11 protein-coding genes are annotated in these 13,583 nt (G+C 67.1%); 5 read left to right on the top strand and 6 right to left on the bottom strand.

All coding sequences use genetic code 11. The features are described 5' to 3' along the window. Window positions 1–4: 4 nt before the first annotated feature. From AC57B5_RS26655 to AC57B5_RS26640, 4 genes are all read right to left on the bottom strand, one after another. Window positions 5–1,774 (bottom strand): methyl-accepting chemotaxis protein, encoded by a 1,770-nt coding sequence (locus AC57B5_RS26655; RefSeq protein WP_496400641.1) that lies wholly within the window; start codon window positions 1,772–1,774, stop codon window positions 5–7. Window positions 1,775–1,901: 127 nt separating this feature from the next. Then, complete coding sequence (gene parC / locus AC57B5_RS26650; RefSeq protein WP_034396406.1) at window positions 1,902–4,289, bottom strand: DNA topoisomerase IV subunit A; 2,388 nt, start codon at window positions 4,287–4,289, stop codon at window positions 1,902–1,904. A 39-nt stretch (window positions 4,290–4,328) separates the two neighbouring features. Then, entirely contained in the window at window positions 4,329–5,201 is an 873-nt protein-coding gene (locus AC57B5_RS26645) for a lytic transglycosylase domain-containing protein (protein ID WP_496400640.1), read from the bottom strand. A gap of 3 nt (window positions 5,202–5,204) precedes the next feature. After that, complete coding sequence (locus AC57B5_RS26640) at window positions 5,205–7,187, bottom strand: DNA topoisomerase IV subunit B (RefSeq protein WP_012206884.1); 1,983 nt, start codon at window positions 7,185–7,187, stop codon at window positions 5,205–5,207. Window positions 7,188–7,347: 160 nt separating this feature from the next. Between AC57B5_RS26640 and AC57B5_RS26635 the strand changes: the two genes are divergently transcribed. From AC57B5_RS26635 to bamC, 5 genes are all read left to right on the top strand, one after another. Further along, a complete protein-coding gene (locus tag AC57B5_RS26635; protein ID WP_412523740.1) occupies window positions 7,348–8,574 on the top strand; it encodes an MFS transporter in 1,227 nt (408 codons plus the stop codon). A 13-nt stretch (window positions 8,575–8,587) separates the two neighbouring features. Next, window positions 8,588–8,737, top strand: coding sequence for a hypothetical protein (locus AC57B5_RS26630; protein ID WP_013801118.1), 150 nt, complete (start codon window positions 8,588–8,590; stop codon window positions 8,735–8,737). 71 nt (window positions 8,738–8,808) lie between these two features. Beyond that, window positions 8,809–9,378, top strand: a complete 570-nt coding sequence (locus AC57B5_RS26625; protein ID WP_034396418.1) for a class I SAM-dependent methyltransferase — start codon at window positions 8,809–8,811, stop codon at window positions 9,376–9,378. Between the two features lie 75 nt (window positions 9,379–9,453). Next, window positions 9,454–10,350, top strand: coding sequence for a 4-hydroxy-tetrahydrodipicolinate synthase (dapA, locus tag AC57B5_RS26620; protein ID WP_012206888.1), 897 nt, complete (start codon window positions 9,454–9,456; stop codon window positions 10,348–10,350). Between the two features lie 41 nt (window positions 10,351–10,391). Continuing rightward, a complete protein-coding gene (gene bamC, locus AC57B5_RS26615) occupies window positions 10,392–11,504 on the top strand; it encodes an NlpB/DapX family lipoprotein (RefSeq protein ID WP_034396421.1) in 1,113 nt (370 codons plus the stop codon). A gap of 184 nt (window positions 11,505–11,688) precedes the next feature. Here the strand turns inward: bamC and AC57B5_RS26610 are convergent, their stop codons facing one another. Continuing rightward, window positions 11,689–11,973, bottom strand: a complete 285-nt coding sequence (locus tag AC57B5_RS26610) for a hypothetical protein (RefSeq protein ID WP_012206890.1) — start codon at window positions 11,971–11,973, stop codon at window positions 11,689–11,691. Window positions 11,974–12,360: 387 nt separating this feature from the next. Continuing rightward, complete coding sequence (locus tag AC57B5_RS26605; protein WP_496400639.1) at window positions 12,361–13,491, bottom strand: JmjC domain-containing protein; 1,131 nt, start codon at window positions 13,489–13,491, stop codon at window positions 12,361–12,363. Between the last annotated feature and the right edge of the window lie 92 nt (window positions 13,492–13,583).

Below are 13,583 nucleotides of genomic sequence, written 5' to 3'. Positions count from 1 at the left end.
GCGGCTAGAAACTCTCCCATTGGCCATCCTCGGCTGCCGGTGCGGCAGGCCGGGGCGCCGAGGCCAGCTTGGGCGCCGCCGCCCTTGCTGCGGCAGGCCGCGCGGCAACCGGCCCGGCAGCCGCAGGCGCCACGGCTGCTGCCGGCCGCCTTGGCGCTGCGGCAGCGCTGTGCGCAGTGCGCACCGCCGGCGCAGCCTGCCTTGCGAGCGTCGTCGGCGAAGGCGCCAGGTGCGCCACCTTGAACACCGCCACCGTGCGCGACAGCTGCTCGGCCTGCTCCCGCAGGCTTTGCGCTGCGGCCGCGCTTTGCTCGACCAGGGCCGCGTTCTGCTGCGTCATCTGGTCCAGCTGTCCCACGGCCTGGTTGACCTGGGCCACGCCCGCGCTTTGCTCCGAAGAGGCCGCCGTGATCTCGCTGATGGTGTCGGCCACGCGCTGCACGGACTGCACGATGCCCTCCATGGTGGTGCCGGCATCGCCCACCAGACGGGCGCCGTCCTCCACCCGCTCCACCGAAGCGCCGATGAGCTGGCGGATTTCCTTGGCAGCCGCCGCGCTGCGCTGTGCCAGCGTGCGCACCTCGCTGGCCACCACGGCAAAGCCACGGCCCTGCTCGCCGGCGCGGGCCGCCTCCACGGCGGCGTTCAGCGCCAGGATGTTGGTCTGGAAGGCAATGGAGTCGATGACGCCGACGATGTCGGCAATCTGCCGGCTGCTGTCGTTGATGCCCTTCATGGTCTCGACCACCCGGGCCACGACCTCGCCGCCGCGCTGCGCCACCTGTGACGCGCCCGCCGCCAGGCTGCTGGCCTGCTGGGCACTGCTGGCGCTTTGCTGCAGCGTGCTGGTGAACTGCTCCATGGCGGCAGCCGTCTCCTGCAGGTTGCTGGAGGTCTGCTCGGTGCGCACGGACAGGTCCTGGTTGCCGGTGGCGATCTCGGCGCTGGCGATGGCGATGCTGTCCGTGCTCTGGCGCACCTGCTGCACCATGCCCGACAGCGATTCGCTCATGGCCTGCAGCGAGCGCAGCAGGTCGCCGAATTCATCAGCACGCTGCGCCTGTCCCTGCACGCCTGCGCTCAGGTCTCCTGCGGCAATGCGTTCGGCCAGTTCGCTGGCCTCGGCCAGGGGCCGGCGGATGCTGGCAATCAGGAAATGGGCGCCGATGACGATGCCCAGCAGCAGCAGGCCCACGGCCGCAGCGGCAAAGCCCACGGTGAGCCTGCGCGAGGCGGCCATCTCTTGCTGGCTGCTGCGCGCCACCTGCTCCTGCATCTGCACGAAGTCGCGCAGCGACTGCAGGTAGGCATCCACGGCGGGGTTGTAGGACTGCTTGACCAGGACCAACGCCTGGTCCTGCCGGCCGTCGGCCTTGAGCTGGCGTGCCTGGGCACGCAGTTCGATCATGGTCTTGCGGGCTGCCGCAATCCTGGCCATCTGCGCCTTGTCTGCGTCGGACAGGGGCATGGCTTCCAGCGATTTCTGCACCTCGGTGATCCGCGCCGAGGTGGCGGAGATCACGTCCTTGAACTCGGCCTCGACGGCGGCATCACTGCTGACCACCACGGCCTGGGTGCGGGCTGCGTTGGTTTCGGTCAGCCCCATCCAGCGCACGGCGGCCTGGACCCGCGCCTGCATCTCCTGGGTCACCGCCTCGGACCGGGCCTGGACCTGGGCCGAGCGATAGCCCGACAAGCCGACCACGCCCACCAGCGCCACCACGATGGCGGCCACTGCAAGCCACAGCTTGTGTGCCATGCGAAGTCGCAGCATATCCAGTCTCCCTCATTTTGGAAGACTCCATGTTGAGGCCTGGAAGAGGGCCTGGTGGGCGGAAAAACCCAGAGGAAACCCCTGATCCGCCCCTTTCGCGGAGGGCATTGCAGGGGCAGCCGCGTTCTTACTCCACGCGCGTCACGCTTTGCGGCTTGAAGCCCAGGTCGGCCGACTTGCCCTTGCGGCCGCGCGTGCCACGGGCATTGTTGAGACTGCGGATCTCCAGCGTCTCGCTGCGCTCCTTGCCGCCGCGGCCCAGGCCATCGATGCGGATGCTGCGCGTGTAGGCGGCAGCGCCCGCCAGCGTGTCCTTGTCCTCCAGATCGAGCAGCATCAGCCCGCGACCGCCCTTGGCCATGTGCTTGAGGCTGGCGATCTCGAAGGTGAGGATGCGGCCACCCGTGGAAGCGCAGATCACATGCGTGGCCGGCAGCAGCAGGCCCGCGCCCTGCTCGCCTTCCTGCGGCTCCGCACGTGCGCCCATGGGCACGCCGTAGGCCGTGGACGGGGCGCACAGCGTCTCGCCGTCGGCCAGCGTGACGAAGGCCTTGCCCGCCTTCTGGCGCGAGACCATGTCGCTCACCATGGCCACGAAGCCGTAGCCACCCGACCCCGACAGCAGCAGCGCCGTGCCCTCGGCACCGGCGAAGTAGTACAGGATCTGGGTGCCGGCCTCCAGCTCGATGAGCGTGGTCACGGGCTGGCCATCGCCGCGCCCGCCGGGCAGTTGGGCCACCGGCACCGAATAGATGCGGCCATTGCTGCCAAAGGCCAGCAACTGGTCCACGGTGCGGCATTCGAAGGTGCCGTGCAGGCTGTCGCCGGCCTTGAAGCTCAGCGTGCCCGCATCGACGCCATGGCCCTGGCGCGTGCGCACCCAGCCCTTGTCCGAGATGATGACCGTGGTGGGTTCATCGACCACCTTGACCTCGGCGACTACCTTCTTTTCCTCCTGGATCAGCGTGCGGCGCGCATCGGCGAACTGCTTGGCATCGGCCTCGATCTCCTTGCAGATCAGGCGGCGCATGGTGCTTTCGCTGCCCAGGATGTCTTCGAGCTTGCCTTGCTCCGTGCGCAGCTCCTTGAGTTCCTGCTCGATCTTGATGGCCTCCAGCCGCGCCAGCTGGCGCAGGCGGATTTCCAGAATGTCGTCGGCCTGGCGCTCGGACAGCGCAAAGGCATCGATCAGCGCCTGCCGGGGCTCGTCGCTGGCCCGGATGATGGCGATGACCTTGTCGATGTTCAGCAGCACGGCCTGGCGGCCTTCGAGGATGTGGATGCGGTCCAGCACCTTGGCCAGCCGGTGCTGGCTGCGCCGCGTGACCGTGGTCTGGCGGAAGGCGATCCATTCCTCGAGCATCAGGCGCAGGCTTTTCTGCACCGGGCGGCCATCCAGGCCGATCATGGTCAGGTTGATGGAGCTGGACGACTCCAGGCTGGTATGCGCCAGCAGCGCCGTGATCAGTTCCTGCTGCGGCACCTTGCCGGTCTTGGGCTCGAAGACCAGGCGCACCGGCGCATCCTTGCTGGACTCGTCGCGCACGCCGTCGAGCACGGCCAGCATGCTGGCCTTGAGCTGGGTCTGTTCCTGGCTCAAGGCCTTCTTGCCGGTCTTGACCTTGGGATTGGTGATGTCCTCGATCTCTTCGAGCACCTTCTGCGCCGAGACGCCGGGCGGCAGCTCGGTCACCACGATCTGCCACTGGCCGCGCGCCAGCTCCTCGATCTTCCAGCGCGCGCGCAGCTTGAGGCTGCCACGGCCCGTGCGATAGGCGTCCTGGATGTCGGAGGCGCTGCTGATGATCTGCCCGCCGCCCGGATAGTCGGGGCCGGGGATGATCTGGAACAGTTCCTCGTCGCTGAGCTGGGGCCGCTTGATCAGGGCCACGCAGGCGTCGGCCACCTCGCGCAGGTTGTGGCTGGGGATTTCCGTGGCCAGGCCCACGGCAATGCCGCTGGCGCCATTGAGCAGGGCGAACGGCAGGCGCGCGGGCAGTTGCTGCGGCTCCTGCGTGCTGCCGTCGTAGTTGGGCACGAAGTCCACCGTGCCCATGTCGATCTCGTCGAGCAGCAGACCCGTGATCTTGGACAGGCGCGCCTCGGTGTAGCGCATGGCGGCTGCGCCGTCGCCGTCGCGGCTGCCGAAGTTGCCCTGGCCATCGACCAGCGGATAGCGCTGGTTGAAGTCCTGCGCCATGCGCACCAGCGCGTCGTAGGCCGACTGGTCGCCGTGCGGGTGAAAGCGGCCCAGCACATCGCCGACCACGCGTGCGCTCTTGACGGGCTTGGCCGCCGTGTTGTGGTTGGGACCGCTGTAGCTCAGGCCCATGCGGTCCATGGCGTACAGAATGCGCCGCTGCACGGGCTTGAGGCCGTCGGTCACATCGGGCAGTGCCCGGCCCTTGACCACGGACAGTGCGTATTCGAGATAGGCCCGTTGCGCGTACTGGCCCAGGTCCAGTGCATCGCCGGCCGCCTGTTGTGCCAGATCCAGAGAGGTTTGGTCGCTCATGAAGAAATTCGTGATCTCAAAAAATGCAATGAATGCCGCTCATTGCGGCGTGGGCAGTCCTGTAGGCAGCGTCATGCGCACCCGGGGCGTGGTGCCCGGCAACGCCGCTGCTGCAGGCGCTGCAGGGCCCGCGCGCTCGCGCCCGCCCTGCAGCTGCTCGTAGATGCCGAGCACGGCCTTCACGTAATTGCGGGTTTCCTGGAAGGGAGGGATGGCCTGGCCCGCGCGCCGCACGGCGCCCTCGCCTGCGTTGTAGGCGGCCAGCACCAGGTCCAGCCGGCCGGGGAACAGCCCCATCAGATGGTTGAGGTAGCGCGCGCCGGCCGGCACGTTGACAGCCGGATCGGCCAGTTGCTGCTGCACGCTGCGCTGGCGGCTGGCCTCCACGCCGAAGCGCTGGGCCGTGGCCGGCATCAGTTGCATCAGGCCGACCGCCCCCTTGGGCGAGATGGCCTGCGCGTCAAAGCCCGACTCGACGGCGATCACGGCCTTGAGCAGGTCGTAGTCCACGCCCGTGTGGTCCGCCGCCTTGCGCAGATGGCCGCGCACGCTCTTGTAGCGCGGCGAGATGTCGAAGAAGCTTTGCAGCCGCGTATGCGCCTGCAGCCTGCGGCCGGCATCGCCGCTGCCGTCAGCGTCGGCAGCGGCCTCGGCCTGCACCATCGGGGGCTTGAGCCCCTGCTCGGCGCTGTCATAGACCGAGCCGCGAAAGTACAGCCTGTAGCGCTCGTCCAGCGCCTCGGCAGCGAAGTGCGTGATGCCGCGCTCGTCCACGAAGGCCCAGAGATCGGCATGCGCCGGCCGCGCCAGCCCCCACAGCGCCAGGGCCAGGCCCAGCGCCGCCAGCGCGCGCACCCAGGCGCCGCGCGCCGGGTGCGGGCGGTGCTTCAGGGCGGCGCGGAGCACAGTCATGGGTCAGATGTCGACTTCAATGGCGTCGCCATGGAGCTCCATGAGCTCGCGGCGCGCTGCGGCCTCGCCCTTGCCCATGAGCTTGGTGACGACCTGCTCGGCCGCCGCGAAGTCCAGGTTCATGAACTGCACGGGCAGCAGGCGGCGCGTGTCGGGGTTGAGCGTGGTCTCCCACAGCTGCTCCGCATTCATCTCGCCCAGGCCCTTGAAGCGGCTGATCTGGCATTTCTCGCGCGGCACGCCGTCCTTGGCCGATTTGTCCAGGATGGCGGTCAGCTCGCCCTCGTCCAGCGCGTACATCTTGGCCGCAGGCTTCTTGCCGCGCGCAGGCACGTCCACACGGAACAGCGGCGGCAGCGCCACATGGATGTGGCCGGCCTCGATGAGCTTGGGGAAATGGCGGAAGAACAGCGTCAGCAGCAGCACCTGGATGTGCGAGCCATCCACGTCGGCATCCGAAAGAATGCAGACCTTGCCATAGCGCAGGCCCGACAGGTCGGGCGTGTCGTTGGGGCCATGCGGGTCCACGCCGATGGCCACCGAGATGTCATGGATTTCGTTGTTGGCGAACAGCCGGTCGCGGTCCACCTCCCAGGTGTTGAGCACCTTGCCGCGCAGGGGCAGCACGGCCTGGGTTTCCTTGTTGCGGCCCATCTTGGCGCTGCCGCCGGCCGAGTCGCCCTCGACCAGGAAGACCTCGTTCAGGCTCAGGTCGCGGCTTTCGCAATCGGTGAGCTTGCCCGGCAGCACGGCCACGCCCGAGCCCTTGCGCTTTTCGACCTTCTGGCCCGCCTTCTGGCGGGTCTGCGCGGCCTTGATGGCGATCTCGGCCAGCTTGCGGCCCCATTCCACGTGCTCGTTGAGCCACAGCTCCAGCGCGGGGCGCACATAGCCGCTGACCAGGCGCACGGCATCGCGCGAGTTCAGGCGCTCCTTGATCTGGCCCTGGAACTGCGGGTCCAGCACCTTGGCGTTGAGCACATAGCTGGCGCGCGCAAACACGTCGTCCGGCATGAGCTTGACGCCCTTGGGCAGCAGCGAGTGCATCTCGATGAAGGCCTTGACCGCCTGGAACAGGCCGTCGCGCAGGCCGCTGTCATGCGTGCCGCCGGCGGTGGTCGGGATCAGGTTGACATAGCTTTCGCGCAGCGGTGCGCCGTCCTCGGTGAAGGCCACGCACCAGGCGGCGCCCTCGCCTTCGGCAAAGCTGTCGTGGTGGCGGTCGGCAAAGCCCTCGCCCTCGAACAGTGGGATGACCGCCTCGCCATGCAGGCTTTGCTGCAGGTAGTCGCGCAGGCCACCCTTGAACTGCCAGGTCTGGGTGTCGCGCGTCTTCTCGTTGACCAGGGTCACCGACACGCCGGGCATGAGCACGGCCTTGCTGCGCAGCAGGTGCATCAGCTCGCCCATGGGCAGCTGGGGCGATTCGAAATAGCGGGCATCGGGCCACACGCGCACGGTCGTGCCCTGCTTGCGTTCGCCCGCGGCCAGCGGCCGCGACTGCAGAGGCTCGACCACGTCACCGCCCGAGAAGGCGATGGTGGCCACCTTGCCCTCGCGGTGGATGCAGGCCTCAAGGCGCGTGGCCAGCGCGTTCGTGACCGAGACGCCCACGCCGTGCAGGCCGCCCGAGAAGCTGTAGGCGCCGCCCTTGCCCTTGTCGAACTTGCCGCCCGCATGCAGCCGCGTGAAGACCAGCTCCACCACGGGCGCCTTTTCCTCGGGATGCATGCCGAAGGGGATGCCCCGGCCGTCGTCTTCGACGCTGTAGGAGCCGTCGGAATGCAGGGTGAAGCGGATTTTCTTGCCGAAGCCGGCCAGTGCCTCGTCGGCCGCGTTGTCGATCACCTCCTGCAGCACATGCAGGGGGTTGTCGGTGCGCGTGTACATGCCGGGACGCTGCTTGACGGGCTCAAGGCCCTTGAGCACGCGTATCGAGCCTTCGGAGTATTCGCTGGCGGAAGTGGGAGATGGTTTGACTGCCATGGGGGCGGATTGTAGTGCGCGGCCCGGCTCAGTGCTGGATGCATTCACAGTCATTGACATTGACTATCCCGAAAAAGCCGCTGCCATCAAGGGCCGCGCTGGCGCATGGGCGACCCAAGCGGCACAGCGCAAAACCCGGAGTTTCGCTAAAGTTTGCCGCATGCAAAAAAACAACCAACCCATGTCCATGGTGCAGATACTGCTGTGCGGGGGCGCAGTCGTGACGCTGTCCATGGGAATCCGCCATGGCTTCGGCCTGTGGCTGCAGCCCATCACCCAGGAGATGGGCTGGACGCGCGAGTCCTTCGCGCTGGCCATCGCGATCCAGAACCTGTCCTGGGGCGTGCTCGGCATCTTCGGCGGCATGCTGGCCGACCGCTTCGGCGCCTTCCGCGTGCTCCTGGTGGGCGCGCTGCTGTATGCGCTGGGCCTGGCCGGCATGGCCATGGCGCCCACGACAACCTGGTTCGCCCTGACGGCCGGCGTGGTGATCGGCGCAGCCCAGGCAGGCACCACCTATGCCGTGATCTACGGTGTGCTGGGCCGCCAGATTCCCGTGGCGCGGCGCAGCTGGGCCATGGGCGTGACGGCGGCGGCGGGCTCCTTCGGCCAGTTCTTCATGGTGCCCGTGGAAGGCAGCCTGATCGCGAACTTCGGCTGGTCCAACGCCCTGCTGCTGCTGTCGCTGTGCGCGCTGATGATCATTCCGCTGGCCTTCGGCCTGCGCGAGCCCGGCTTCCAGGCCGGCAACGCCCGTCCCGTGCGCGACCAGAGCGCGGGCCAGGCCGTCGCCGAAGCGCTGCGCACGCCCAGCTTCGTGCTGCTGACGGCCGGCTACTTCGTCTGCGGCTTCCAGGTGATGTTCATCGGAGTGCACATGCCCAGCTACCTCAAGGACTACGGCCTGGCACCGCAGGTGGCCAGCATCTCGCTGGCGCTGGTGGGGCTGTTCAACATCGTTGGCACCTACGTGGCCGGCAACCTGGGCCAGCGCCTGCCAAAGCGCTATCTGCTGTCCACCATCTACTTCACGCGCTCGGTGGTGATCGTGCTCTTCCTGCTGGCGCCGCTGACGCCCTGGTCGGTCTATATCTTCTCTGCCGCCATGGGCCTGCTGTGGCTGTCCACCGTGCCGCTGACCAATGCCACCGTGGCCCAGATCTTCGGCGTGCAGCATCTGTCCATGTTGAGCGGCATGGTGTTCTTCAGCCATCAGGTGGGCAGCTTCCTGGGCGTCTGGCTGGGCGGCTATCTCTATGACCACACAGGCAGCTACCAGGTGGTCTGGTACCTGGCCATCGGCCTGGGCGTGGCCGCCGGCCTGCTGAACCTGCCCATACGCGAAGCCCCCGTGGCACGGTTGCGCGCGGCCCAGGCCGCTGCCTGACATGACGACATCCATGACCACATCCACCAGGCCCCGCCCACGCATCCTGCGCAGGCTGGCGCTGTGGGCCGCCGTGCTGCTGGTGCTGGGCCTGGTCTTCATGCTCTACCTGCAGCCGCAGTTCATGCTGGGCATGGCAGACCAGATCTGGGCCTGCTTCTGAAATGGAAGCGGCAGCGGCGAAGGCCTGGCGGCACAATGTCGGCCGCTTTCACTTTATTTCCAAAATTGCACATGCACGCAGCCACGCCGCCCTCGCCCTGGATCCAACGCTGGTCGCACCTTCTGGCGCCCCAGGCCTCGGTGCTTGACGTGGCCTGCGGCCCCGGCCGGCACATGCGCTGGTTCCATGCGCGTGGCCACGCCGTGACCGGCGTGGACCGCGACGCCCAGGCCCTGGCCGGCCTGCAGGGCGTGGGCGAGCTGCTGTGCGCCGACATCGAAAACGGCCCCTGGCCCCTGCCCGGCCGGCAGTTCGGCGCCGTGGTCGTGACCCACTATCTGTGGCGCCCGCTGTGGCCGGCACTGCTGGACAGCGTGGCCCCCGGCGGCGTGCTGCTGTACGAAACCTTTGCCCAGGGCAATGAGGCTTTCGGCAAGCCTTCCCGCCCCGATTTCCTGCTGGCGCCCGGCGAGCTGCTGCAGGCCTGCGCGGGCTGGCACATCGTGGCCTACGAGCACGGCCAGCTGGGCGAGCCCGATCGCATGGTCCAGCGCATTGCGGCACTGCGCCCCGATGCAACAGGCCGGGAACCCGTGGCCATGCTGGCGCATCAGAAGGCGTCAGGCTCTGCAATCGCCTGAATCCCTACAGGCGCCCGCCTTGGGCCTGCCTCCGACACTCGTTAGAATGATCCTTTCCCGTTTTTTCTTGCGGACATGACATCCTCCTCCGTCGCTCTCACTGGCAGCATCGTTGCCCTCATCACGCCCATGCACGAGGACGGTAGTGTTGACTACCCGGCGCTGCGAAAACTCATCGATTGGCATGTGGCCGAAGGCACGGACTGCATCGGCGTGGTGGGAACGACAGGTGAATCCCCCACCGTCAACGTGGAGGAGCACTGCGAAATCATCCGCGTGTCCGTCGAGCAGGCCGCAGGCCGCGTGCCCGTGATGGCCGGCTGCGGCGCCAACAGCACGCACGAAGCCATCGAGCTGGCCCGCTACGCCAAGAAGGTCGGCGCCGACAGCCAGCTGCAGGTCGTGCCCTACTACAACAAGCCCACGCAGGAAGGCCAGTACCAGCACTTCAAGGCGATTGCCGAAGCGGTGGGCGACCTGCCGGTGGTGCTCTACAACGTGCCCGGCCGCTCCGTGGCCGACATGCAGCACGACACCGTGCTGCGCCTGGCGCAGATCCCCGCCATCATCGGCATCAAGGAAGCCACGGGCAACATCGAGCGCGCCCAATGGCTGATCCGTGAAGTGCCCAAGGACTTCGGCGTGTACTCCGGCGATGACCCGACCGCTGTGGCCCTGATGCTGTGCGGCGGCCACGGCAACATCAGCGTCACGGCCAACGTGGCACCGCGCCTGATGAGCGATCTGTGCAAGGCGGCCCTGGCCGGTGATGTGCGCACCGCCATGGACATCCAGCTGCGCCTGATGCCCGTGCACAAGAACCTCTTCGTCGAGGCCAACCCCATTCCCGTCAAGTGGGCCGCAGCGCGCCTGGGCCTGTGCGGCCCGGCCATGCGCCTGCCGATGACACCTCTGAGCAAGAACCTGGAAGCCACCGTGGAAGCCGCCCTGGGCTCCGCTGGCCTGCTGTGAGGCGCCCCGCCCCACCGACCGAACGCACCAAGGATATTCGCGTGAAACAGCCCATTGCACGTCTGAGCCTGCTGAGCCTGGCCATCGGCCTGACAGCCTGCACGACCACGTTCCAAGAGAGCAAGATCGACTACAAGAGCGCCGGCAAGCAGCAGGCGCCCACCCTGGAAGTCCCCCCGGACCTGACCCAGCTGTCCACGGATTCGCGCTATGCCGTGCCCGGCGGCGTGGTCTCCGCCGCAGCCATGGAAGCCAACTCCAAGGCGCAAAAGCCCAGCGAAGGCCGCACGGCCACCGTTGCAATGGGTGATGTGCGCATCGAGCGCAACGGCGAACAGCGCTGGCTGGTGATCAAGCGCCCGGCCGACCAGCTGTGGGAGCCCGTGCGCGACTTCTGGCTGGAAAACGGCTTCATCTTCACCACCGAAGACCGTCAGCTCGGCATCATCGAGACCGACTGGGCCGAGAACCGCGCCAAGATCCCGCAGGACGTGATCCGCAAGACGCTGGGCAAGGTCTTCGACGGCCTGTACTCCACCAGCGAGCGCGACCGCTTCCGCACACGCCTGGAGCGCTCGGCCGACGGCTCCACCGAGGTCTACATCACGCACCGCGGCATGCAGGAGGTCTACACCAGCGCCCAGAAGGACCAGACCATCTGGCAGCCGCGCCCCTCCGATCCGGAACTGGAAACCGAATTCCTGCGCCGCCTGATGGTCAAGCTCGGCGTGAGCCAGGAGCAGGCCGATGCCGTGGCCAAGGCCAACACCACCACGGCAGCCGCCACCGGCAGCGTGCGCATGGAATCCGCCAACGGACAGCCCGTGCTGCAGATCGACGAAGGATTTGACCGCGCCTGGCGCCGTGTCGGCGTGGCCCTGGACCGCACGGGCTTCACCGTGGAGGACCGTGACCGCAGCCGCGGCATCTACTTCGTGCGCTATGTCGCGCCTGACGCCAAGGTCGAGCCCAAGGGCTTCTTCAGCAAGCTGTTCAGCCGCTCGCCCGATGCGGCCGCGCCGGTCAAGTACCAGATCCAGGTGCGCAGCGAAGGCGACAAGTCCACCGTCACCGTGCTCAACACCCAGGGCCAGCCCGAGACATCGGCCAATGCCCAGCGCATCGTGCGCGTCATCACCGACGACATGAAGTAAGCAAGCCTCTTTTCGGGCCTTGGGGCGGCAGCGTCTGCCCTTGGCTTGCAGCCACCGCGCAGTCATTTGCCGGTGGCTTTTTTACTGGACCAAAGCAAAGCGAAGACGAAAAAAAAACCGCAGCCCGAAGGATGCGGTTCTTTCGCGGCAGAGGCCGAAACCTCTGCCATCGGCGAGGGCCGAATTACTGCTTGGTGGCTTCCTTGGCGGCAGCGTCGGCAGCAGCCTTGGCGGCGTCTGCAGCGGCAGCGTCAGCAGCGGGAGCAGGTGCTGCAGCGTCGGCGGCAGGCGCTGCGGGAGCAGCAGCGTCGGCGGCGGGAGCAGCAGGAGCTTCTGCGGGAGCGGGAGCTGCCGGTGCGGGAGCTTCAACGGCGGGTGCGGGAGCGGGGGCCGGAGCCTCTTCCTTCTTGCCGCAAGCGGCCAGAGCTGCAGCAGCGATCACGGTAGCCAGGATCAGAGAGTTCTTCATCACAGTTTCCTAGAGAGTAGGTAAGAAGACAGTACACAGGAGGGGCCCCGCCACTTGCGCCACCGGATGCGGGCAACCGGTACGCGGCGGCCAGGCCACGTCAAACACATTCATTCAACTTGGAGCGAATTATAGGGAGATTTTTTCGAGGCTGACTGAAACTGACAACCTCTGAACAATTCCGCACAAATCCTCTTGCCAAGTCCGAATGGGGCAGCAAGAAGCTGCCTTGGCGTCCACTGTGTAACAAAACCAGGTTGCTGTCAATTTACTGACGAACCCAAGACAATTCTTTACAAATCTATCGGAGTCCGTCATGAATCAGCAGAACGCTGTCAACGGTGAATGCCCGAACTTAGCATGACTGCGTCACAGCGTCTACCCGGTTCAGGACAGCGGCCCGCCTCGCACCCAGCCGGCGTCAAACCAGGAGGACAGCAGCTCCAGCGCGTCATCGCTGGCCTTGGCCAGATCGGCGCGTGACAGGGCGCGCGTATCGGCCAGCTTGCGCATCAGGGTGGCATCGCGGCCACCGGCCAGATAGCTTTCGCCGTTGATGAAGATGTGTTTTGCGTCATACATCATGCGCGTGCGGCGGTCGAGGACCACGCTCTCGAACATGCCGTGTTCCTCGCCATGCTCGAACCAGACATTGGCCTTGGGCTCGGTCATGTACTCGCCCAGCGCGCGCTCCAGCGCCAGCGGCTCGGCCAGCGCGCGCTCCAGCGCCTTGCGCGCGAAGTCGTGCAGGCTCGACGGAATCTCGCCCGGGGCCTCGACGGCGGGCTGGTCGGGGTCGCGGTAGACCATGGGCGCTTCGGGTTCATCGGGCTCGTCGGACATGCGCAGCAGCAGCTCGCGGGCCAGTTCGTCGCGCGCGGGCGAGCGAAAGCCGATGGAGTAGGTCATGCATTCGCCCTCGGCGATGCCGTCATGGGCCCACTTGGGCGGCAGGTAGAGCATGTCGCCGGGCTCGAGCACGAACTCCTCCTCGGGCTCGAAATTCGAGAGCACCTTCAGCGGCACATTGGGCTGCAGCGACAGGTCCTTCTGGCGGCCGATGCGCCAGCGCCGACGGCCATGCGCCTGCAGCAGGAAGACGTCGTAGCTGTCGAAATGCGGGCCCACGCCGCCCTGGTCGGTGGCAAAGCTGATCATCAGATCGTCCAGCCGCGCCTCGGGCACGAAGCGGAACTGCTGCATCAGCTGGTGCACGCCGTCGTCGTGCAGGTCCACGCCCTGCACGAGCACGGTCCATCCGGGCTTTTGCAGCGAGGGCAGGCTGCGGCGCGACAGCGGGCCGTGGCTGAGCTTCCAGTGGCCCCCGTCCTGCTGCTGGATCAGGCGCGATTCCACACCGTCCTCGCCTGCCATGGCCAGCAGCCTGGCGCGGGGAATCAGGGGCTTGAAGCCCGGGATTGCCTGGCGCACCAGCAAGGGCTTCTTGTGCCAATGGCGGCGCATGAATTGGGAAGCGGTAAGCCCGCCCAGCAGGGCAAGCGGTGTGTTGGTGTCCATGAAATGGTCCGAAGTGAGCGAAGAGACAGGGCGGCATTGTCCTATGCGGGCATTGCCCTGTCCTGGCGCCAGCGCAAGCTGCCCCGCAATGG

The organism is Delftia sp. BGA-UO-ETr-SB1 (assembly GCF_059567865.1).
Note: the sequence above shows the minus strand (reverse complement) of the source record. Positions and strands in the feature narration are given on the sequence as shown.